Origin of the sequence: Curtobacterium sp. MCBD17_003, assembly GCF_003234885.2 — a bacterium.
In the GTDB taxonomy this organism is placed as follows: Bacteria; Actinomycetota; Actinomycetes; order Actinomycetales; family Microbacteriaceae; genus Curtobacterium.
Window position 1 is genome coordinate 544,589 of the sequence record NZ_CP126275.1, and the last position, 21,300, is coordinate 565,888.

General features: G+C 73.6%; 23 protein-coding genes. 13 read left to right on the plus strand and 10 right to left on the minus strand.

What is annotated here, in order from left to right; genetic code table 11:
• Positions 1-2: 2 nt before the first annotated feature.
• A complete protein-coding gene (locus DEI88_RS02690) occupies positions 3-839 on the minus strand; it encodes an exodeoxyribonuclease III (RefSeq protein WP_111027541.1) in 837 nt (278 codons plus the stop codon).
• Between the two features lie 162 nt (positions 840-1,001).
• Here DEI88_RS02690 and DEI88_RS02695 point away from each other — a divergent pair, with 162 nt between their 5' ends.
• The 5 genes from DEI88_RS02695 to DEI88_RS02715 are packed head-to-tail and all read left to right on the plus strand — an operon-like array spanning position 1,002 to position 3,520.
• Positions 1,002-1,547, plus strand: a complete 546-nt coding sequence (locus tag DEI88_RS02695) for an Asp23/Gls24 family envelope stress response protein (protein ID WP_111012263.1) — start codon at positions 1,002-1,004, stop codon at positions 1,545-1,547.
• Positions 1,544-1,735, plus strand: coding sequence for a DUF2273 domain-containing protein (locus DEI88_RS02700; RefSeq protein ID WP_111009649.1), 192 nt, complete (start codon positions 1,544-1,546; stop codon positions 1,733-1,735). The genes DEI88_RS02695 and DEI88_RS02700 overlap by 4 nt, the downstream gene beginning before the upstream one ends.
• Positions 1,732-2,184 (plus strand): hypothetical protein, encoded by a 453-nt coding sequence (locus DEI88_RS02705; RefSeq protein WP_181441306.1) that lies wholly within the window; start codon positions 1,732-1,734, stop codon positions 2,182-2,184. Before DEI88_RS02700 ends, DEI88_RS02705 begins: the two co-directional genes overlap by 4 nt.
• The gene (locus DEI88_RS02710; protein WP_146246130.1) at positions 2,181-2,930 is read left to right on the plus strand and encodes a hypothetical protein; all 750 of its coding nucleotides are present in this window, start codon (positions 2,181-2,183) and stop codon (positions 2,928-2,930) included. Before DEI88_RS02705 ends, DEI88_RS02710 begins: the two co-directional genes overlap by 4 nt.
• Positions 2,927-3,520, plus strand: a complete 594-nt coding sequence (locus DEI88_RS02715; RefSeq protein WP_111012265.1) for a hypothetical protein — start codon at positions 2,927-2,929, stop codon at positions 3,518-3,520. The genes DEI88_RS02710 and DEI88_RS02715 overlap by 4 nt, the downstream gene beginning before the upstream one ends.
• A gap of 152 nt (positions 3,521-3,672) precedes the next feature.
• Here DEI88_RS02715 and DEI88_RS02720 read toward each other — a convergent pair whose 3' ends face one another.
• Together DEI88_RS02720 and DEI88_RS02725 are read right to left on the minus strand one after the other, a co-directional pair.
• Entirely contained in the window at positions 3,673-4,437 is a 765-nt protein-coding gene (locus DEI88_RS02720; protein WP_258375186.1) for an aminoglycoside 3'-phosphotransferase, read from the minus strand.
• Positions 4,438-4,488: 51 nt separating this feature from the next.
• Positions 4,489-6,138 carry a hypothetical protein gene (locus DEI88_RS02725; RefSeq protein WP_111072848.1) on the minus strand — a complete coding sequence of 550 codons (1,650 nt, stop codon included), beginning with the start codon at positions 6,136-6,138 and terminating at the stop codon, positions 4,489-4,491.
• Between the two features lie 101 nt (positions 6,139-6,239).
• On the opposite strand from DEI88_RS02725, the gene pyrE reads away from it, so the two are divergent.
• Positions 6,240-6,791: an orotate phosphoribosyltransferase gene (gene pyrE / locus DEI88_RS02730; protein WP_111011661.1), complete on the plus strand. Its 552-nt coding sequence runs from the start codon at positions 6,240-6,242 to the stop codon at positions 6,789-6,791.
• Positions 6,792-7,228: 437 nt separating this feature from the next.
• Positions 7,229-9,307, plus strand: coding sequence for a septum formation family protein (locus DEI88_RS02735; RefSeq protein WP_146246131.1), 2,079 nt, complete (start codon positions 7,229-7,231; stop codon positions 9,305-9,307).
• A gap of 147 nt (positions 9,308-9,454) precedes the next feature.
• Here the strand turns inward: DEI88_RS02735 and DEI88_RS02740 are convergent, their stop codons facing one another.
• Both DEI88_RS02740 and DEI88_RS02745 read right to left on the minus strand, forming a co-directional pair.
• Positions 9,455-10,402 carry an aldo/keto reductase gene (locus DEI88_RS02740; protein ID WP_111072850.1) on the minus strand — a complete coding sequence of 316 codons (948 nt, stop codon included), beginning with the start codon at positions 10,400-10,402 and terminating at the stop codon, positions 9,455-9,457.
• Positions 10,403-10,455: 53 nt separating this feature from the next.
• A complete protein-coding gene (locus tag DEI88_RS02745) occupies positions 10,456-11,517 on the minus strand; it encodes a sodium:calcium antiporter (protein ID WP_111011658.1) in 1,062 nt (353 codons plus the stop codon).
• Positions 11,518-11,612: 95 nt separating this feature from the next.
• Between DEI88_RS02745 and DEI88_RS02750 the strand changes: the two genes are divergently transcribed.
• On the plus strand, positions 11,613-12,560 hold the full coding sequence (locus DEI88_RS02750; RefSeq protein ID WP_111072851.1) for a CPBP family intramembrane glutamic endopeptidase: 948 nt from the start codon (positions 11,613-11,615) through the stop codon (positions 12,558-12,560).
• A gap of 54 nt (positions 12,561-12,614) precedes the next feature.
• Here DEI88_RS02750 and DEI88_RS02755 read toward each other — a convergent pair whose 3' ends face one another.
• Positions 12,615-13,412, minus strand: coding sequence for an HAD-IIA family hydrolase (locus tag DEI88_RS02755; protein WP_111012270.1), 798 nt, complete (start codon positions 13,410-13,412; stop codon positions 12,615-12,617).
• Between the two features lie 230 nt (positions 13,413-13,642).
• Between DEI88_RS02755 and DEI88_RS02760 the strand changes: the two genes are divergently transcribed.
• A complete protein-coding gene (locus DEI88_RS02760; RefSeq protein WP_284183584.1) occupies positions 13,643-14,374 on the plus strand; it encodes a TrmH family RNA methyltransferase in 732 nt (243 codons plus the stop codon).
• Positions 14,375-14,589: 215 nt separating this feature from the next.
• The gene (locus tag DEI88_RS02765) at positions 14,590-15,396 is read left to right on the plus strand and encodes an NAD-dependent epimerase/dehydratase family protein (protein WP_111048947.1); all 807 of its coding nucleotides are present in this window, start codon (positions 14,590-14,592) and stop codon (positions 15,394-15,396) included.
• A 45-nt stretch (positions 15,397-15,441) separates the two neighbouring features.
• Here DEI88_RS02765 and DEI88_RS02770 read toward each other — a convergent pair whose 3' ends face one another.
• The 3 genes from DEI88_RS02770 to DEI88_RS02780 are packed head-to-tail and all read right to left on the minus strand — an operon-like array spanning position 15,442 to position 18,967.
• Entirely contained in the window at positions 15,442-17,550 is a 2,109-nt protein-coding gene (locus DEI88_RS02770; protein ID WP_146246120.1) for a YhgE/Pip domain-containing protein, read from the minus strand.
• A complete protein-coding gene (locus DEI88_RS02775) occupies positions 17,547-18,290 on the minus strand; it encodes a P-loop NTPase family protein (RefSeq protein WP_146246121.1) in 744 nt (247 codons plus the stop codon). The genes DEI88_RS02770 and DEI88_RS02775 overlap by 4 nt, the downstream gene beginning before the upstream one ends.
• On the minus strand, positions 18,287-18,967 hold the full coding sequence (locus DEI88_RS02780) for a TetR/AcrR family transcriptional regulator (RefSeq protein WP_111035459.1): 681 nt from the start codon (positions 18,965-18,967) through the stop codon (positions 18,287-18,289). Before DEI88_RS02780 ends, DEI88_RS02775 begins: the two co-directional genes overlap by 4 nt.
• 300 nt (positions 18,968-19,267) lie before the next feature.
• Between DEI88_RS02780 and DEI88_RS02785 the strand changes: the two genes are divergently transcribed.
• Together DEI88_RS02785 and DEI88_RS02790 are read left to right on the plus strand one after the other, a co-directional pair.
• Positions 19,268-19,438 (plus strand): hypothetical protein, encoded by a 171-nt coding sequence (locus DEI88_RS02785; protein ID WP_181434603.1) that lies wholly within the window; start codon positions 19,268-19,270, stop codon positions 19,436-19,438.
• A gap of 175 nt (positions 19,439-19,613) precedes the next feature.
• Positions 19,614-19,955: a hypothetical protein gene (locus DEI88_RS02790; protein WP_111035460.1), complete on the plus strand. Its 342-nt coding sequence runs from the start codon at positions 19,614-19,616 to the stop codon at positions 19,953-19,955.
• Positions 19,956-20,114: 159 nt separating this feature from the next.
• On the opposite strand, the gene DEI88_RS02795 is transcribed toward DEI88_RS02790, so the two are convergent.
• Positions 20,115-20,288, minus strand: a complete 174-nt coding sequence (locus tag DEI88_RS02795) for an Rv0909 family putative TA system antitoxin (protein WP_111035461.1) — start codon at positions 20,286-20,288, stop codon at positions 20,115-20,117.
• 126 nt (positions 20,289-20,414) lie between these two features.
• Between DEI88_RS02795 and DEI88_RS02800 the strand changes: the two genes are divergently transcribed.
• Positions 20,415-21,146 (plus strand): triose-phosphate isomerase family protein, encoded by a 732-nt coding sequence (locus tag DEI88_RS02800; RefSeq protein WP_258371889.1) that lies wholly within the window; start codon positions 20,415-20,417, stop codon positions 21,144-21,146.
• Positions 21,147-21,300: the final 154 nt, after the last annotated feature.

Genomic DNA, 21,300 nt, shown 5'->3' on the forward strand with positions numbered 1-21,300 from the left:
CGTCAGAAGATCATCGGGCGGTCGTCGTCGAGGCTCGTGTCGAGGTCGAGGTCGACGCTCACCGGCACGTGGTCGCTCGGGGCGTCGCCCTTGCGCTCGTTGCGGTGGATGGCGGCTGCCGTGACGACCTCGGCGAATGCGGGGGACCCCATGACGAAGTCGATGCGCATGCCCTCGTTCCGCGGGAACCGCAGCTGCTTGTAGTCCCAGTAGGTGTACCCGGTGGGCACGAGCGGCCGGACGACGTCGGTCAGCCCGATGCCCTCGAACGCGCGGAACGCGGCCCGCTCCGGCTCGGACACGTGCGTGTGGCCCTCGAACAGCGCGCGGTCCCAGACGTCCTCGTCGAAGGGGGCGACGTTCCAGTCGCCCATGAGCGCGAGCGGCTGGTCCGGAGCGGCGGCGATCCACTCCTCGGTGCGGGCCGCCAGCCGCGCGAGCCAGTCGAGCTTGTACGTGTAGTGGGGGTCGCCGACCGCGCGGCCGTTCGGCACGTACAGGCTCCACAGCCGCACGCCGTCGACCGTCACACCCATCGCGCGGGCCTCCACGGGGACGTCGTCGCCCTCGTGCCCCTTGAGGAACCCGGGCTGCGTCGGGAAGTCGCGCGTCACGTCCTCCATCGGCAGCCGGCTGGCGAACGCGACGCCGTTCCACTGGTTCAGGCCGTGGGCCTCGACGGTGTAGCCCGCGGCCTCGAACAGGTCGACCGGGAACTGCTCGGGCTTGCACTTGATCTCCTGCATGCCGAGCACGTCGACGTCCTCACGCACGAGCCAGTCGACCACACGGGAGGCGCGGGATCGGATCGAGTTGACGTTCCACGAGGCGACACGCATGGTGACGAACCTACCGGCCGCCCCCGACGCCCGGCGGTCCCTGGGGGTCTCCCGACCGGGGCGGTCGGCCCCGCACGGCAGGGTGTTGGTTGGACGGCAGACCCGGCGCCCGCGGCGCACGGTCGCAGGACCTCCATCACGACATCGACGACGGGAGCGGACATGGCAACCACCACGAACGGCGCGGGCGGAGCGGCGACCCCCGGCCGCGCGGGCACGACCGGCGCGAGCACGACGCGGGTGACGACAGCGCGCACGACGGCGGGCGGGTCCTCGCGCGTCGACGGTTCGAGCGCGGTCGTCGCGGACCCCACCACGACCACCGAGGTCACGACGCACGGCCGGACCGTCATCGACGACGCGGTCGTCGCGAAGGTGGCCGGGATCGCGGCGCGCGAGGTCCCCGGCGTCTTCGCCCTCGGCGGCAACACCGCCCGCGCGTTCGGGGCCATCCGCGACGCCATCGGCTCGAGCGACCTCGGGCAGGGCGTCCGCGTCGAGGTCGGCGAGACCCAGGTCGCGGTGGACCTCACCATCGTGGTCGAGTACCCGATGCCGATGATGGAGGTCGCACAGGACGTCCGCTCGGCCGTCACCGCCGCCCTGACCACGCTCGTCGGCCTCGAGGTCACCGAGGTCAACGTCGCGATCAACGACGTCAACATCCCCGCGTTGAACGGCGAACCGACCGAGGCGCGGGTCCAGTGAACGCCACGGTGGTCGGCATGGGCGCCGGCGCGGTCCTCGCGATCGTGGCCGTGACGCTCGGGTTCTGGGCGTTCGTCGTCGTCGCGGTGTTCATGGCCGTCGGCGCTTTGGTCGGACGGCTCGTCAGCGGCGACATCGACGTCCGCCGGCTCGCCGACGTCCTGCGTGGACGCCGGAGTTCGTCGTGACGAGTGAGCCGAACGGGCCGGTGGGGGCGGTCGGGTCTGCCGCGTCGGCCGGGTCCGTCGGGTCCGTCGGGTCGGCCGGGCCGGTCGGGTCGGTCGGGTCGGTCGGGTCGGCCGGGAGGCCCGTCCCCGGCTGGGACCGCATCGCCGCGCCCGCTCTCGTCCACACCGCGCAGGCCGCCGCCGCCGAGGCCCTGCACGTGCCCGTCCGTGAGGTCCGCGCGCGCGTCGCCGACGACGGCCGCGGTGCCCTGGCGATCGAGGTCCGCGGACCGCTCGCGCTGCCACAGCTCGGCTCGCACCGGGTGCCCGACGAGCCGGTCCTCGCCCGCACGCACCGCGCCCGCGGCGTCATCGCCGAACGGGTGCACACCGTGACCGGGCGTCACGTCTCCCGTGTGTCCGTGGTGTTCACGTCGTCGATCGTCGAGGTCCCGGGGCGGGTCCGATGAGCATGGAGACCGGCGACCGCGCCAGCTCGCCCGGCGGTCCCGACGGTCCCGACGGTCCCGACGGTCCCGACGGTCCCCGCGCCTCCCACGGCCGCGGATCGCCGCACGGTCTCGCCGCCCTGCCCGGCTTCGGCGACCCCCGTGACCGGTTCACCGACGACCCCGCCGAGCACGACCGCGTGCACCGTCGGCTCCTGCGGCGCGAGACGCACGTCTCCCGGTCCGTCGCCGTCTCCGTCACCATGGTCTGCGTCGTCCTCGTGGCCGCCGCTGTGGCGCTCGCCGCGGTCCTCGTCCTGCTCCACGAACGCCTTGCGGGGTTCGAACCGCGCACCGTCGTCGACGCGGCCGTCGCCGCTCCGGCCGGCACGGTCCTCCCGGTCCTGGACGTGGTGGGCGGGCTCGTGGCGTTCCTCGGGCTCGTCCTCGTGCTGCTCGGTGTGCTGCCGAAGCGGCGTGCGCGGCACACGATGCCGTCACAGCGGCTCGCCGTCGTCGTCGACGACGAGGTGCTGGCCTCCGCCACCGCGCGCGCCGCCCGCAGCGTCACGCGCCTCGGCCCGGAGGGCGCGGTCGGCACCGTCGGGCGCCGAACCGCCGAGGTCGTGCTGCGGCCCGCCGCCGGCGTCGACGTCCCCGTCGTCGCCGTGACCGAGGCCGTGCGCGCCGAGGTCGACACGATCGACCCCACACCCGCGATCAGCGTGCGGGTGCGCGTGCAACCGGCCGGGAGGGTCGACGGATGACCGCGAGCAACCGCACCCTCGGCCGCGTGCTGCTCGTCCTCGTCGGCCTGGTGCTCCTGGCCGGTGGGCTCGCCGTGGTCGCGCTCGGCACCGTGCCGGGTGCCGCACGGACGTGGCACCGCATCGCGCCGGGCGCCCTCGCCGGGTTCGGCTCCGGTGCCGACCGTCCGGCGTCGGTCACGGCGTGGTCCATCGCGCTCGGTGTGGCCCTGCTCGTCGCGGTCCTCGCGCTCGTGGTGCTTGCCACCCGCGGTGGCGGTCGGGTCGCCACGGTGGTCGAGGACGAGGGCACCGCCGCCCCCGTCGACGGCCTCGTGACCATCGACTCCACCGCGGTGCAGCACGCGCTGTCCTCGGCCATCGGTGCGCTGCCCGAGGTCCACTCGCTCGCCGTGGACGTCTACCGCGTCCGGGGCGCCCGTGCCGTTCGGATCCGGGTCCGGCCCCGGCAGGGTTCGGCGCCGCGAGATCTCACGACGCGGATCGAGGACGTCGTCGGCGACCTCGACGCCGTGCTCGGGATGCGGCTGCCGGTCCTGCTGCACATCGCACGCGGGGGTGCGGCCGGGCAGCCGGTTCGGGTGCACTGAGGCGGGGGGTCGCCGGCCGGGGTGCGTCGGCCGGAGGTGCGCCGCCGGGGGTGCGTCGGCCGGGGGTCGTGTCGCACCGGGTCCTTCCGGTCGAACCGCGGCATGTGGGTGTTCGAACGGAAGGACGCGGTTCGACGTGCGCCGGGCGCCGCTCAGTCGCGCGGCAGCGCCCCGTCGCCGAGGTTCCACAGCGCCCGGTACCAGCGGGTGCGCTCGGGGTCGGGCGCGATGCCGTACGCGTCGAGGAACAGGGACTCCCACCCGTCGCCGAAGTTCCATCCGAGGGCCATGGTCGCGACGGCGATGTCCGCCCACCGATCCGCGATGCCGAGGGCGTCGAGGTCGACGTGGCCGACCCACTGCCCGTCCTCGCCCACGATCGTGTTCGGGGTGCACGGGTCCCCGTGGCACACCACGATCCGGTCCGGCTCCGGACGGGGACCGAGCGCCGCCACCGTGTCGTCGTCGGCACCGGAGCGGGCGATGCGCTGCGTGACCGACCACTCGAACGGACAGTCGGCCACCGGGAGGGCGTCGTGCAGGGCGCGGAGCCCATGGCCGGCGGCGATCACCGCGGGCCGGGGATCGGCCTGGAACCGAGGGTCGACCGCAGTCCGACCCGGGAGCGCGACCGTCCGGAGCCAGCGGCCGTCCGGGTCCTCGCCGTGGTCGACCACGCGCGGCACCGGCGTGTACGACCCCGCCCACGAGAGCCGCGCGATCTCACCGAGCAGGTCGAGTCGCACACCGTGGGGTGCCCACTTGACGTACTGGGCCGCGGGCCCCTCGCCGAGCCGGAACGTGCGGCCGTCGAGGGCGTTGCGCCACACCGCGGTGATCGCCCGTCCGGCGGCCAGGGCCGAGACGCACTCGGGGACGTCGACGTGGCCCTGGGGAAGTCCGGCGATGGGCAGCACGGACCGATCCTCGTCGCTCTGGGCGGTCGACGCCAGCGCACGGGTCGAGGTCTACCCGCCGAACCCGCGCTCCTCGATGAACTCCTGCGCGGTCGAGACGACGTCGTGACGTAACGTCGCGGCGCCCGGCGTGCCGGCGTAGTCGTAGATGTCGTAGCCGGGGCAGTGCACGATCGCCGAGGGATCGCCGAGGGCGTCCTGCACCGGGGTGGTCCAGACGTCCTGCGACCCGATGACGACGTAGGTCGGACGGGCGTCGCGGTAGGCGGCGAGGTCCACGAGCCACGGGTAGGTCGTGAAGTCGTCGCGGACCTGGAGCAGTCGCACGCCCTCGTCCCCGTACGCGGCGAGCGGTCGGACCGTCCAGAACTGTCCGACGCCGACGACCCCGCGACCGCCGACCCACCGGTCCAGGCACGAGGCGGGCGCGTAGGAGGCGGTGACCACGGCCTCCACGGTCGACGGCGCGACCGCCCCGCCCACCGCGAGCAGCGCGACTGTGGCGGCCACGGCGATCAGACGGAGTCCGCGTCCAGCGGTGTGGAGGCGCGTTCGCCGGATCGCCGTCCGGGCCAGCTCCGCGACCGCGACGAGCCCGATGAGCGGCGCGGTGACGATCGGCTCGAGGTAGCGCGGCGTGGACGAGCCCGCGAGCACGACGCCGACGGAGACGGCGACGACGGTCACCATGCCGAGCGCCGACGCCACGAGCACCGTCCGGGAGCTCCGGACGCGCCAGGCCCACACCGTGCCGCCGAGGGAGGCGAGGAACAGCACGAGCAGCAGCACGAGCTCGACCTCGCCGAGGCCCGCGCCGGCGCGCTCGTCCGTCAGCGCCGCGAAGTACGAGAGCGTCGTGCCCGCACCACCCGGGTGGATGTACGTCGACGGGTCGAGCGACACGAACGGCGCGAGCGGGATCCGGAGCAGGTAGCCCAGCGCGGACCCACCGGCCAGCGCGACGCCGAGCCCCCACACCACACGCCAGGGCACACGCCGGGCCAGGGCGAGCAACCCCACCGTCACGATCACGGGCGCCGCGGACCACGGCACGTACAGCGGGTCCGACGCCGTGCTGGACGCCGCCACGAGCGTCGTGACGGCCAACGCGACCCACGACGTGCGCGGCACCGGCAGGGAGGCCGTGCGCACCACCCGCAACGCCAGCGCGGCCGTGCCGAGCATCGCGAGCACCGCGCCGTAGTAGTACGTCGTCGTCAGGAGAAGCGACGCGAGTTCGAGACTCGACGCCGTCCCGGAGGACTCCGTGAGGACGAGCAACGTCACGACGCCGAGGGCGCCGACCGCGACGGCGACGCGGACCGCACGGGGCGCCTCGGGCATCACCTGCGCGGCGACCGCCCGCACGAGGACGTACACCGCCACGACCACGAGCAGGCCGTTCAGCGCGAGTGCCTGTTGCGGCGTGGACGTCAGCGCGGCGCACGCCAGGTACACCGGGATCTCGGGGAAGAAGAACAGCGTGGGCGACATCGCCCACTCGAACGACTGCCCCAGCCGGAGCGAGCGTTCGACCAGGGGGAGGAGCACCGAGTCGCCGTCGTACCAGAGCAGCCGGACGCGGTCGGTGGCGAGCACGTGCCGGAGTGCGGCGAGCGCGAGGGCGAGGGCCATCGCGGCACCGAGGGCCTCGGCCCCGAGCACCCGCAGGAGCGCGCGGGGTCGGGTCGCCTGGGCCATGTCCGGAGCGTACCGGGAGGCGCTGACCCGCCAGGAGCGCTGTCCACAGGCCTCGTCGGTGGGCTGGGATCCCCGAGGGGGAGCGGATACTGTGGTGGATCGTGACCGACGCGCGTAGCCAGCTGATCGCCCACATCCGGGACGAGGCCGTGTTCCACGGCGACTTCACGTTGACCAGCGGCAAGAAGGCGACGTACTACATCGACCTGCGCAAGGTCAGCCTCGACCACCGGGTCGCGCCGCTCATCGGCCAGGTGATGACGGACCTCGTCGCCGAGGTCCCCGACGTCGTCGCGGTCGGCGGACTGACCATGGGCGCCGACCCGATCGCCACCGCGGTGCTGCACCAGGCCGCGGCCCGGGGCCAGGCCTACGACGCGTTCGTCGTCCGCAAGGAGCCGAAGGACCACGGCCGCGGCCGGCAGGTCGAGGGCCCCGACGTGCGGGGCAAGCGCGTCGTCGTGCTCGAGGACACCTCGACCACGGGTGGCTCCCCGCTCAAGGCCGCCGAGGCGCTCGAGCGCGAAGGCGCCATCATCGCCGCCGTCGCCGTCGTGGTCGACCGTGACACCGGCGCGAAGGAAGCCATCGAGCGTGCCGGGTACCCCTACTACGCGGCGATCGGACTGGCCGACCTCGGGCTGGCCCCGTGAGCGGACGTCCCACCGACGGCGAGCCCGAGGAACCGCGTCCGGACGATGCTGTCCGGTCGGATGACGACGCTCGCACTGCCGCGCGCTCCGTCCCGCCGAGCGGTCTCCGCAGCGCGTCGTCGATCTTCGGCGAGGCGAAGCTCCCCGACAACTGGCCGACCCGCCGCGAGCGCCGAGCCGCCGAGCGTGCCGCCGAGTCAGGCGAGGTGACGCCATTGCCGCCGACCGAGCAGATCCCGCCGGAGCTGCCGGCCGCGGACGCGTCTGCTGTGGCGGAGCCGCCTGCTGTGCCGGAGCCGCCTGCTGCGCCGGAGCCGCCTGCTGCGCCGGAGCCGCCTGCTGCGCCGGAGCCGCCTGCTGCGCCGGAGCCGCCTGCTGCCCCAGAGCCGCCTGCTGCGCCGGAGCCGCCTGCTCCACCTGCGACCCCTGCCCGGGCGGTGTCCCACCCGAGCTCCCTGCGGCTGCCCACGGCACGGTCCACTCGGGATCAGCGCGCCGAGGAGGTCCGCGCGATCGACGAGGAGCGCCGTCGGGTCGACCCGCACGGCACCGGCCGTGAGGACGTCGACTGGCTCGGCCGAGCGACGGGGGTGGCCCCGAGCCTCCCGTCGGAGCGCGACGACGTGATCCCGCCCGCGGCCGCACCGACGGAGCCGCCCGTCGCGGGTGTCCGCGCCCGGTTGCCCCGCGGCGAGGAGCGGCCGAGCTTCACCGATCTGCTGCGCCTGCCGGGCGACGAGGCAGCGGGCGCCGGAACGTCCGACCACGACTCGCGCTTCGACTGGGCCGCGCTCGGTGGTGCCGACGACGAGGGCACGAACGCCGACCGCGACGCCGATGCCGGTGATGCCGACGGCGCTGACCGTGCTGGTGATGTCGACGCCGAGGCGAGCCGTGCCGCGGTCGTCGACGGACCTGCAGCTGCCCCTGCTGCCTCCGCTGCTCCCGTTCCTGCCGCTGCCGTCCCTGCCCCCGCAGCGGGCTCCCGGCCCACGCGTTGGTCCCTGTCCGACGACGATGCGGGATCGGACGCCGCCGAGGCGGGCTCCGCGCTGACCGCGCAGTCCGCGCACTCCGAGGTCACGGCGGCCATCCCGGCGCAGCACGACGCCCCCGAGGGCGTCCCTGCGGGATCCGACACCGCGGAGCCCGTCGTCGACACGGCAGACGCCGCCGAGCGCGACACGGACGACTCCGGCGTCGACACCCCCACCGCTGCGCTGCCCTGGTGGGCGCAGCCCGAGACCGGCCCCGCAGTCGTGCCCGAGAGCCCCTCGCGCGCCGCCGATCCGCTCCCACCCACGGCCGCGCCGCCCCTGGTGTCGCCCGTGGATCCGGCCCACCCCGAGCAGGTCTACCCGGCCCACCTGCCTCCGGCCGTCGGCCAGGACCTCGACGCGTTGCTCGGCACCGACCGATCGGCGCACGTGCCGGACGACCGCCGTCCCCGTCCCGAGCAAGGGCCGGAGGCGATGGCCTGGGCGCACGAGACCGGCCCCGAGACCGGCCCCGCGGACGTCGTCGAGACCGGACCCGCGGACGTCGTCGACCAGACCGAGTGGGACGGCCGCGAGACCAGTGACACCCGGGCGATCAACGCGCTGTTCGGCACGGGCGCACTCCGCGCCGTCGACGGGGTCGAGGACGACGTTGCCCTCGGCGACGACCACGCCGACTCCGCCGCCGGTCGCGTCGGGGACACGGGCACGCGGATGATGCCCGTCGTCGGTGCTCCCGGTGCTCCTCCGACCGGCGCTCCTGGTGCCGCTCCGGCCGGCGCCGGTCGTTCCTCCGGCTCGGCGCTCCCGGGTCAGAGGGCTCGTGGTGCCGTGCCGGTCGGGCGGGGGGACGGCCGCGGCGACAACCTCCTCAACGAGGGCTTCGGGCGCCTCGCCGCGCAGGGTCGTCGGGGCAAGCAGCTGCTCGTGTACGGCGCGATCGCGATCATCATCGTGTTGCTCGTGCTCGTGTTCCTCGTCGTGCGGTGGATCCTCGGCGGCGACCCGCAGAACCAGCCGGCGCCGGCTCCGTCCTCCACGTCGTCGCCGAAGGCGTCACGGTCACCGGCCGCGGCGTCGACCCGGTCGACGTCCTCGACGCCCGCGCCGGCTCCTTCGGCCACGGCGGTGTTCGCCACCACGGCGGCGTCGGTGGGGCAGCACTCGTGGCGCGACCTCGCGGGCGGCGAGTGCCTGTCACCGTACGAGAACGCGTGGGCACAGATCTTCACGGTCGTCGACTGCTCGGCCGCCCACGCTGCGCAGATGACGTTCCGCGGCACGCTGACCCAGTCCAGCTACCCCGGGCCCGACGCATTACGCGGTCAGATGACCGAACTGTGCAGCGCGACCAGTGCGATCGACCTCGGCGCCGCGGCCGCCTACACGGACCTACAGGTCCAGGGCGCGTACCCGGCGGACCAGAGCGAGTGGAACGCGGGCGACCGCTACTACTACTGCTTCGCCTCGCGGTCGTCGGGACAGCCACTGACGAGTTCGCTCGCGCCCTCGGCCTGACCGTGATCGCCGCCGCGCTGCCCCCGCGCGCCGGACGGGAGGCGCGGCACCCGCTCGCACCGACCCTTCGGACCTCCGACACGACGGACGGGAGGCGCGGCACCCGCTGGTACCGTGCCTCCCGTCCGTCGTCCGATCGGTCCCGGGTCAGGCGGGCACGGCGGCCGACGCGTCGCTGAGCGCGGCGATCTCGTCGGCCGTCAGCACGAGCTCGGCGGACCGGAGGAGCGCCGGCAGCTGCTCGAGGTTCCGGGCGCTCGCGATCGGCGCGACGACGTCGGGTCGCGTCTGCAGCCAGGCGAGCGCGACCGACGCGATCGGGGCGTCGTGCGCCTCGGCGACCGAGGCGAGGGCGTCGACCACGCGCAACCCCTCGTCCGAGAAGTACCCCTCGAGCTGCCCCTGGCGGTCCTTGCCCGCGATGTCCTCGCGAGTGCGGTACTTGCCCGTCAGGAACCCGGCGGCGAGCGCGAAGTACGGCACGACGCCCAGGTGGGTCTCGTGCACGAACGGTGCGAGCTCGGCTTCGTACGGCTGCCGCTTGACGAGGTTGTAGTGCGGCTGGATCGCGACCGGCTCGGCGAGGCCGTTCTCCTGCGCGATCCGGATCCACTCGCGGGCGCGGTCGACGGAGTAGTTCGAGATCGCGGTGAAGCGGACGATGCCGTCCTTGACGAGCTGGTCGAACGCGCGGACGGTCTCCTCGAGCGGGGTGTCCTGGTCGTCGAAGTGCGCGTAGTAGAGGTCGATGCGGTCGGTGCCGAGGCGCTGCAGCGAGGCACGGGCGGCCGCGGCGACGGTGTCCGCTGCGAGGCCCTGGTACTCCGGGTGCTGCGAGCCCTTCGTCGCGATCACGACGTCGTCGCGCTTGCCCGTCGCCGCGAGCCACGATCCGATGACGGTCTCGGACTCACCACCCGAGTTGCCCGGGGCCCACGCCGAGTAGACGTCGGCGGTGTCGATGAAGTTCCCGCCGCCGTCGACGTACGCGCTGAGGACGTCGTGCGAGGTCTGCTCGTCCGCGGTCCAACCGAAGACGTTGCCGCCGAGGGCGAGGGGGAAGACGTGGAGGTCACTGGTGCCGATGCGGGTCATGCCGCGAGGCTATGCCTCGGGCCTCCGAGTCGCTCCGGGACCGGTACGGATCCTCAGCCGACGGAGATCGCGATGAGTCCGCCCACCCCGATCAGGTACAGCACGAGCACGACGAACGAGTCGATCCCCATGCCGATGATCCGCTTCTGTGGCCGGAACACGAGCCCGACCGCGTAGACGAGGGTGAGCAGCGCGGCGATCGCCGTCAGGTAGATGTCGCTCGCGTTCGCCTGCGGCAGCACCGCCTTGCCGCTGATCACGGTCGCGACGAGGAACAGCACCGGCAGGAACGCGTTCCCGCCGAAGATGTCGCTGATCGCCAGGTTGTCGTCGCCCTGCCTGACGGCCTGGAGGCCCGTGGAGATCTCCGGCAGGCTCGTCGCCAGGGCCAGGACGGTCGCGCCGAACAGCACGCCCGACAGGCCGATCTGCCCCGAGGCCGCATCGCCCGCCTGCTCCACCGCGACACCGGCGACGAGCGTCGCCGCGGCCGACACCGCGAAGATGACCGCGGCCTTCGCGGTGCCCATCGGCGGCGGCTTCGGCTTGGAGCGGCGGTGCCCGGTCGCGTGCGGCGAGCTGTCGGGGGCCGTGCCGTTGTCGTGCCACGGCAGGCTCTTGCTCGCCCGCTGGACGAGGAGCAGGCCGACGACCCAGATCGCGGCGATGAGGACCACGTCCGGGGTCAGCCGGGCGAACAGCAGGTTCGAGGGCAGCTGGCTCCCTGCGATGACGACCGCGAGCACGGCGACGACGACGATCGCCTCGAGCACGAGTCCGAGCGACGCGGCACGGTAGGTGATCGGCTTGACGCCCTTCCCGCGCTTGCCGAACGCGTCGATGATCATGATGACGACGGTCTGCAGCGCGATGCCGCCGAGGATGTTCCCGGCCGCGACCTCGATCGAGCCGGAGAACGCGGCGCTCACCGTGATCGCGATCTCGGGCAGGTTCGTCGCGAGGGCGAGCACGATGAGGCCCCCGAGCGCGCTCCCGAGGTGCAGGCGGTCGTCGAGCACGTCGGTGGTCTTCGACAGCTGGATGCCCGCCACCCAGATGACGGCGGACCCCGCCACGAACACGAGCACGAGCAGCCAGAACGGGAGGGACGCCATGGTCCCATCGAACCCTCCGGGAGCCGACGCGGTGCCGGAGCGGCGATGTACGCTCCCTGCAGGGCGCGCCCGGACGCCCGGAGCGGGGGAGCGGCGTGCGCGAACGGTCGACGGAGCGCAGGCGTCCGCGCGTCCCCCCGTCCCTCCTGGTCGGCATCGCGCCGGTCGTGGTGTTCGCGACGATCGAGGTCATCCGTGCCCGGCCCGGTGACGACTACGAGCGGGTCGGCCTGACGATCCCGAGCGTGGTCACCGCCCTGCTCGTGCCCGAGGCGATCGCCGCCGTCGCGCTCGCCCTCGTCGTGACCGGACTCGGTTGGTGGCGCATCGGCACGATCGACCTGCGTCGCGGAGCCCCCGGATGGGCGGCCGTCGCGCCGATCGTCATCCTCCTCATCGAGGCGGGGAGGCTCGCCACCGTCGCCTGGAACGGCCGCCCCCTCGCCTACTTCTTGTTGCTCGGACTGGCGACGCTGCTCGTCGGGTTCTTCGAGGAGACCATGGCCCGCGGCGTCCTGCTCGTCGGGCTCCGCCGTCGCCTGCCGGAACTCTGGGTGTGGATGGTGTCCTCGGCGGTGTTCGGCTGCCTGCACCTGCTCAACGCCCTCGCCGGACAGGGCCTCGGGACCACGATCGAACAGGTGGTGTTCGCGGCCGCGTTCGGGTCCGTGCTGTACATCGCGCGGCGGCTCACCCGGACCCTGCTCGTGCCGATGCTGTTGCACGCGGTCTGGGACTTCGGCGTGATCGGTGCCGGAGCCGCGGGGACGAGTGTGCCGCTGCCCGTCGTCGGGTTCCTCGGGCTGCTGACCTTCGGGATCCTCGTGTTCGGCGTCGTCGCTGCCGCGTTCGTCGCGCTGCACACCGATCGGCCCCGGCGCCTCGCGCAGCGCTGGAAGCACGTTCCACCACGCTCGGCGTTCGAGGTCCCGGCGGCCGTCTCACCGCACGCCGCCGATGGGCCGCCGCCGTCGGGTCCGGTGTCCGAGGGGCCGCCGCCGTCGGGCCCCGCGTCCGACGCCGAGCCCGTGGCCCTGGGCTAGCTGTAACGGCCCTCCCCCGGGGCCGGGACGCGGAGGGAACCACCCGAGCAGCCCCTACATCTCCACTTCGTACGGGGTCTGCGTCACGAGCTCGTGCACGCCCGACAGGATCTCGTTCGGACGGAACGGGTACCGCTCGACCTCGGACATGTCGCTGATGCCGCTCATCACCAGGATGGTGTGCAGCCCGGCCTCGATGCCCGCCACGATGTCGGTGTCCATCCGGTCGCCGATCATCCCCGTGTTCTCGGAGTGCGCCCCGATGCGGTTCATCGCCGAGCGGAACATCATCGGGTTGGGCTTGCCGACCACGTAGGGCTCCTTGCCCGTGGCCTTCGAGATCATCGCGGCGATGGCGCCCGTCGCGGGCAGGACACCCTCGGCGCTCGGACCGGTGGCGTCCGGGTTCGTGACGATGAACCGGGCGCCGTCGCGGATGAGTCGCACGGCCTTCGTGATGGCCTCGAACGAGTAGTTCCGGGTCTCGCCGACGACGACGTAGTCCGGCGCGGTCTCGGTCATGATGAACCCGGCCTCGTGCAAGGCAGTCGTCATGCCGGCCTCGCCGATCACGAACGCGGAACCGCCGGGCATCTGCGACGCGCAGAAGTCGGCCGTCGCCAGCGCCGAGGTCCAGATGCGGTCCTCCGGCACACTCAGACCGGACCGTCGGAGCCGCGCGCTGAGGTCACGCGGCGTGAAGATCGAGTTGTTCGTCAGCACGAGGAACGGCGTCCCGGTGTCGAGCCACTGCTGCACGAGTTCGGGCGCCCCGGGGAGCGCGTGGTTCTCGTGCACGAGCACGCCGTCCATGTCGGTGAGCCACGCCTCGACCTCGTCGCGCGATCCCATGCGTCCCTCTCGTCGGAGTCCGGTCCCGCCGCCCAGCGGGCCGCTTCACCATACCGTCGCAGCCTCGACCACCCGTCGGGCTCACGGCTGCCTGTGGGCGGAGTGCCAGCCCGGCCACGTGGTGAGGGATCGAGCACGCGGACCCGAGCCGCGCCTCCCGGCCGCCCGCTCGGTGCGGGAACGCGCCCGCGCACCGGACCCGTGCCTCCCGGCCGCCGTATCCTCGACTGGTGACCGACGACGCCCCGGCACCCGACGTCCCCGTCCGGCCGGGAGGCCCCGCTGCTGTCCCCGACGCAGCCCCGGCCCCCGTCCTCCCGCCGTCGCACGAGCACACCACCCACGGGGTCGGGCCCCACCCCCGACCGTGGCCCGACGACCCACGGCTCGACCCCGAGCTGCTGCAGCACGGTGACACCCGCAACGTCGTCGACGCCTACCGGTACTGGCGGATGGAGGCGATCGTCGCCGACCTCGACACCCGTCGGCACGGGTTCGACGTGGCGATCGAGAACTGGCAGCACGACCTCAACATCGGGTCGATCGTGCGGAGTGCGAACGCGTTCCTCGCCGGCACGGTGCACATCATCGGACGGCGGCGCTGGAACCGACGCGGGGCGATGGTGACCGACCGGTACCAGCACGTGGTGCACCATCCCGACGTGGCGACGTTCCTCGCGGCGATGCGGGACGAGGGGCGACCGGTCGTCGCGATCGACAACCTGCCCGGCGCCGAGTCGATCGAGACCGCGGCCGTGCCCGAGCGGTGCGTGTTCCTGTTCGGGCAGGAGGGGCCGGGGCTCTCGCCCGAGGCCCTCGCCGGCGCGGACCGGTCCCTCGAGATCACGCAGTTCGGGTCGACCCGGAGCATCAACGCCTCGGCCGCGGCGGCGATCGTCATGCACGCGTGGATCGTGCAGCACGGGGTGTTGCCCGGCAGCGAGCGTCGACCGGCGGGCTGACCCGCGGCGCGGGGTTGCACCGCGCGAATGCACGTCGCACCGCTGAATGCCCCGGTTCAATGTCCCGTACCCGGTTCAACGCCCGTACCGGGTTCAACGTCCCGTACCCGGTTCGACACCGGGGGAGGGTGCAGCGGCGTCGGCGACAGCACCCGGCGACGACCGGCGCGTGCTCGCCTGGGCCGTGGTGGGCCTCCCGGCCGTAGTGTCGACGCATGGCGACGCTGCTCATCACCGGGGCCGCGGGACGCATCGGGTCGGCGCTGCGCCCGAGGCTCCTGGCGGCCGGACACTCCCTCGTGCTGTTCGACGCGCGCGAGCCCGACCCACCGGTGGGCGACGGGGAGCGCTTCGTGCCGGGGGAACTCCACGACCGCGCCGCGCTCGAGACCGCGATGATCGGCGTCGACACGGTCGTGCACCTCGCGGGCATCCCGACCGAGGCCACCTGGGACGACATCGTCGCGACGAACATGACCGGGACCAAGGACGTGCTCGAGGTCGCCGCGGCGAACGGGGTGCTCCGCGTGCTGCTCGCGAGCTCGATCCACGCCGTCGGGTTCGTCGCCGAGGAGCACGACGCCCCGAGCAGTGTCCCCGGCGACCGGCTGCCCCGCCCGGACTCGTACTACGGGGTGTCGAAGGCCGTGATGGAACTCCTCGGGAGCCTGTTCGTCGACCGTTTCGAGATGTCGATCGTCTCGGCCCGGATCGCGGCGTTCGCGCCCGAGCGTCCGCACTCCCGACGGGCGCGGTGGGTGTGGACGTCTGCGGACGACCTCGCGCGCCTCGTCGAGGTCACCGTCGGGTTGACCGAGCCGGGGCACCACGTGGTGTGGGCGACCTCCCGGAACAGCGGCTCGCAGGTCGACCTGACGGCGGGGGAGCGGATCGGGTTCCGCCCGGTCGACGACGCGGCCGCGGTGCTGTCGGACGAGGAGTTCGCCGCGATGCCCGACGAGGAGATGCGGTGGCTCGGGGGGAGCATGGCGACGCAGCCCCTGGGCGAGCCGGCCCCCTGACCCGAGGCCCCGTGACCCGAGGGCCCCGTCGCTCGGAGCCCCGGCCTACCCGATCAGGCTCGGCCGCAGGTCCCGCAGCGTCCGGAACCGACTCTGCCGCCCGGCCACGAGCGCGGTGACCACCAGTGCCCCGAGCAGCCAGCAGGCGAGCACGCCCGAGTCCGACCACGCAGCGGACACCGAGCCGCCGTACATGAGCTGCCGGATCGCGTCGACCGAGTAGCTCATCGGCAGGGCGAAGTGCAGTGCGGCGAGCGGCGCGGGCAGCGTCTGCCACGGGAAGGTCCCGCCCGCGGTGACGAGCTGGATGAGCATGAGCACGAGCCCGAGGAACTGCCCGACGGACCCGAGCAGCACGTTGAGCATCATGATGATCGCGGCGAAGGTGACCGACGCGAGGACCATCACGGCGATCGTGCCCGCGACGTGCTCCACGCCGAACCCCAGCGCGAACCGCACGATCGCGAACAGCGCGAGCATCTGCACGAGGCCGAGCAGCGCCGGGGTGAGCCAGGCGCCGAGCGTGATCGGCAGGGGCTTCCGGACGGCGGTGATCGCGCGGCGGGAGATCGGCCGCAGGATCAGGAACAGCGCGTACATGCCGATCCACGCCGCGAGCGAGATGAAGAACGGGGCGAGCCCCGCGCCGTACGTCCCGGCGTTGGCGATGTCCTGGTCGGCGACGCGCACCGGGTCCGAGATGACCGACGCCTGCGCGTTCCGGGTCGAGGCGTTCGATGCGGGGATGTCGTTCCGACCGGACTTGAGCGACGTGTGCAGCTCGACTGCGCCGGCGTGCAGGGTGTCGAGCCCGGACGCCAGGGACGTCGCGCCGGCATCGGCCGTGGCTGCCCCGGCGGCGAGGGACGACGCGCCCGAGGACAGGGTCGTGGCGCCCTTCGCCAGGGCCGATGCCCCGGAGGACACGGCCGCGGCGCCGCTCGAGACCTGGGCGGCACCGGAGGACAGCGTGCCGGCGCCGTCGTCGAGCCGTGCGATGCCGTTCGTCAGCGTGGGGGTCGCGGTGGCGAGCGAGGCCGCGCCGGACGACACCTGGGCGGACCCGGAGGCGAGCTGGTCGAGCTGGGTGCGGAGCGTGGCGCTCTGCTGCTGCAGGCCGGTGATCTGCTGCTGGAGCGTGGAGTTCTGCAGCGCGGCGGCGATCGCGGCCTGCTGCGCGGGTGTCAGGGCGGCGTCGGCGGGCAGGGCGGCCTGGATCTGCGTCAGCAGGGTGGTGGGCGACAGCGCGGCCACGCCGTTCAACACGGGGTCGAACGTGGTGGCGAGCTGCTGGTTGCCGGCGGCGACCCGTGCGGCACCGGTCGCGAGCTGCTGCGTCGACGACGGCAGCGAGGCCGTCTGGGACCGGAGCTGGTCGAGCCCGCCGTCCAGGGACGCGGCGCCCGACGCGACCGAGGCCGAGCCGGAGGCCACCCGTGACGCGCCCGAGGCGAGCGCGGCGGTCTGCGACGGCAGGTCGGCGGTACCCGACGCGAGCTGCGACGCCCCGGAGGAGAGCTTCCCCGTCCCCGCCGCGAGCTGCTGGGCGCCCGACTCGGCCGTCCCGAGACCGGACGCGAGTGACCCGCTGCCCCGGACGGCCGGCAGCAGGTTCGTCCGGATGTCCGCGAGCCCGACGAGCAGGGTCTTGGCGGCTCGCTTGCCGACCTGCTCGGACACCGAGGTGCGCATGGTCTTGCCGGCCTGCTCCGCGATCGTCGACGCGAGGTAGGAGTTGGCGTCGCTCGTCGTCATGACGAGCTCGGCGCGCTGCGGGTCGCTGTCCGAGGCGCTCGCGAGGTCCCGGGAGAACGCCGCGGGGATCGTGACCACGAAGTCGTAGCGGCCGGACTTGATGCCGGAGGTGGCGGCCGACGCCGACGTGACGGTCCAGTCGAACGAGCCGTCGCGGACGGTCTGCTTCGCCACCTGCTCGCCGTAGTCGACGTGGTGGCCGTCGACGGTCGCCCCGGTGTCGTTGACGACGAGCGCGGCGGGGACGTGGTCGAGCTTGGCGTACGGGTTCTGGTTCGCCCACAGGTACAGCCCGCCGTACAGCAGCGGCACGATCATGAGCGCGATGAACGCGACGCGGGCGAGGGGGGTCGCGGTGAGCCGGCCGAGTTCAGCGCGGACGAGTGCGGGTGTGGTCACGAACGGGTGCTCCCCTGGGTGGACGCTGCGGGTGCGGGTGCGGGTGCGGGTGCGGGTGCGGGTGCGGGTGCGGCTGGCGATGCGGCCGGGAGGGACGGTGCGCGTCCGTCGTGCGCCGTGCCTCCCGCTCGTGGCTGGCTCCGCTGCATGATGGCGGTGATGGTCTCGACGGCCGCCGCCGAGGCGATGACGAGGACGGCGATGCCGCGGTCGGCGACGTTCTGGAGGACCGCGAACCAGTCCGCCACGGACCCGCCGTGGCGCTCGGGGGTGGTCACGACGAGCCCCTCGACGCCGTCGCGCAGCAGTGCGAGCTCGACGAGCAGGCGGATGCGCGGCGCGGTCGGGACGCGTTCGATCGGGGTGTCGGCCCACTCGGTCAGGTCGAGTTCGTCGAGCACGGTCGTGACGGCGTCGCGGCCGGTGTGGCGTCCGGCGAAGGCGAGTTCCTCGCGGACGATGCGGCGCACGGTCATGACGGCGAAGGGCTCGGCGACGGTCGGTGTGTCGACGAGGGCGACCGTCCGGCGGACGCGGGCCGGGTCCTCGACACCGTCGACGAGCAGGCGGCCGGCGTCGGGCTGCATCCGGCCGCCGGCGACGAGTGACGCCACGACGGGGGTCTGCTCGGTCTCGACGGCGACGAGCCCGGGGCGACCGGGTTCGGCGACGGCGGACACCGGGGGCAGTGGGGCGCCGGGCCCGCTGCCGATCGCGAGGGCGTCGAGTTCGAGGATCATGCGGGCGGCTCCGGGGTGACGGGTCTGGATGCGGATGCGGGTGCGGGTGCGACGATGGGTGTCCGCGGCGGGACGGTCTCGAGGACATGGAGGGAGGACCTCCAGTCCAGCCCTGCCATGCCGAGTGCGGACACGACGACCATGCGGTGCCCGTCGGCGGGACTCGTGCCGGCGCGTGTGGCCTCGTCGAGCACGGCGATGCAGGCGCCCTCGACGAGGCGCGCGAGCGATTCGACGGGCACGTCGTCGCGGAAGAGCCCGGCCCGGACGCCGTCGGCGCAGGCGTCGAGCACGGCGGCGCGGAGCGGGGCGAACACCGACGCGATGCGGTCGACCGAGGGTCCGTGCAGGGCGATCCGGGCCAGGGAGCGGACGTCGGCCACCTCGGCCCAGAGCGCGGCGGCGATGGTCGCGATGCGGACGTCGGGCAGGAGCGGTGCGAGCTCGGCCGCCGCGGGCATCGTGCCGAGGATCCGGCGCGCGCCGCCCGTGACGACCTCGTCGACCAGGTCCTCACGGGTGGGGAAGTGTCCGTAGACCGCGCGGCGCGACAGGCCCGCCGCCGCGGCGATGGTCTCGATCGAACCGTCGGGGTCGGCCTGGAGGACCGTGCGGGCGGCGTCGACGAGCGCGGTCCGGTTCTCGGCTGCGTCGCGTCGCGGACTCCTCGAGGGCATGGGATCAGCCTACGAACGTGCACAGTGCTGTGCAACATCGGGGTGGCGGATCGCGATCGGCTGCGCAACGCGGCTCGGAGTTCGTTCTGCGGCCCTCCGGAGGCCTTGGCCCGCGTCTAGGGGATGCTCTGACGCAAAGGATGCGCAAGGTGGACAAGTAGTTAGACGGCCTAGTGTTTCGATGCCATGCTCGACCCATGACGAACCGGCGCAATCCCGAGGGGCCCCACGCGGTCGACGCGTTCCCCCCGACGCAACCAATCGACATGCGCCAACTCTTCCTCGACCAGGAGGCCATCAATGCTCGACCGTGAGACCCTCGCCAGCCTGCGCCAGAACCCCATCGAGTGGCGCCGCCGTGGCCTGACGCCGCCGGACGCCCTCGCCGCCATGGTCGAGGCCCGCGTCTCGGGCACGTCGAAGCTGCGCCGTCCGCTCGACCCGAGCTACGCGGACTTCTTCCAGGCCTGAGCGCCCCGCGGGTCCGTCCCGCGCTCGGCCCACGACGGCACCCCTCCTGACCGGAGCGGGTGCCGTCGTCGTCCCGGGACCCGGCCGGGACGCGCGTTCGTCTCGTTCCCTGGACAGGACGTGAACGCGCTCCGGGAGCCGGTGTTTCACTGGTCGGCAGGATGCAGGAGGAGCGATGAAGTACATCCACTACGACAGCACCGCGGTCATGACGGGGAGCGAGATCGCCGACGCCGTGATCGAGTACGCCGCGGCCCTCGGCGCGGCCGGTGGTACGGACACCGTGCACGTCCCGACCTTCGACGACCACGGATCGGTCGCGTACGCGACGCTGCTCATCGGACCCGCCAGCGAGATCGTCGTCGACGACGCCCCGGACGACGAGCTCGAGCCCGAGGACCCCGCGTTCGTCGAGCGGCTCCGTGAGGGCGCCCGGAAGCTCTCGGGCGCGACGCCGGTCCACGCCGACGGCACACCGGACTTCCGCGCTGGCGTCCCGCACCCCGAGGGCGACTGAGGCACCGGCAGCAGGTCCCGCCGGCGACGGAGCCACCGGCCCCGAGCCTCCCTGACGGGGCGGCACCCGTCCCCTGACGAGTCGGCACCCGGTCTCCCTGACGACGACGGCACCCGGTCCACAGGGAACGGGTGCCGTCGTCGTGTCGGTGGAGCGGGGTCAGTTGCCGATCTTGTCGTCGGCGGCCTTCTCGCCCTTCTCGATCTGGTCGGAGTGTCCGCCGCCGGTGGCCTTGTCAGCCGCGCCGGCCGCCTTGTCGAGGCCCGCGTCGGTCGCCTTCTCGCCCTTGTCGCTGTCCGCGAAGTCCTTCGCCTTGTCGCCGAGGTCTGCCATGTCGTGCTCCTTCCGAGTGCTCCAGCCCGCCCGGGATCCACTGCCCCGGACGTCGGGTGCCCACGTTCCTCCCGGCTGCGGAGAGCGTTCCCAGCGTCTCCGCCGGTCATCGCGTTCACTGGGCTCGTGACCATCCACATCGGCATCAGCACCAAGCTCTACCTGTCGTACCGCCAGTCCCTCGACTGGCTCGGCCGCGTCACCGAGCTCGCTCGGGACCACCCCGGCGTGGTCGACGGCCGCGTGGCGCTGTTCGTCGCGCCCTCGACGCCGCTGCTCGAGTCCGCCGTCCGGCTCGCTGCGGGCACCCGGGTCCGCGTCGCCGCGCAGGACGTCAGCCGCTACGCCGAGGGCGCCCACACCGGCGAGACCGGCGCGCCCCTGCTCGCCGAGCTCGGGGTCACGATGGCCGAGATCGGGCACGCCGAGCGTCGCGCCGACGGCGAGACCGACGCGGTGGTCGCGGCCAAGGTCGCCGTCGCCCAGGAGGCCGGGCTCACCCCGCTCCTGTGCGTCGGCGAGACGACGCGGTGCGACCCGCGGGAGGCCGCCGCGTGGTGCCTCGAGCAGGTCCGCGCCGCCACGACCGGACCGCTCATGATCGCGTACGAGCCGGTCTGGGCGATCGGTGCCGCGGAACCGGCCCCAGCGTCCCACGTCACGGCGACCGTCGACGCCCTGCGCGACGGACTGCCGGGAGCGCTCGCGGGCACGCCGATCGTCTACGGGGGGAGTGCGGGCCCGGGGTTGCTCGGACGGCTCCACCCGAGCGTGGACGGCCTGTTCCTCGGGCGCTTCGCCCACGATCCGGAGAACGTCCGCCGGGTCCTCGACGAGGCCGCGGCCCTCACCGCCTGAAGCACCGCTGCCCGATCCCGACGACCACGGCGATCAACCGCCTGCTCTCGACGACGCGGCTGTCGGACGACGCCCGGGACGTCGCTGCTCGCAGGTGTCCGCGCCGGGACGGTGCCGGAACGGCGCTGCCCGACACCCCGGGTAACGGGGGACA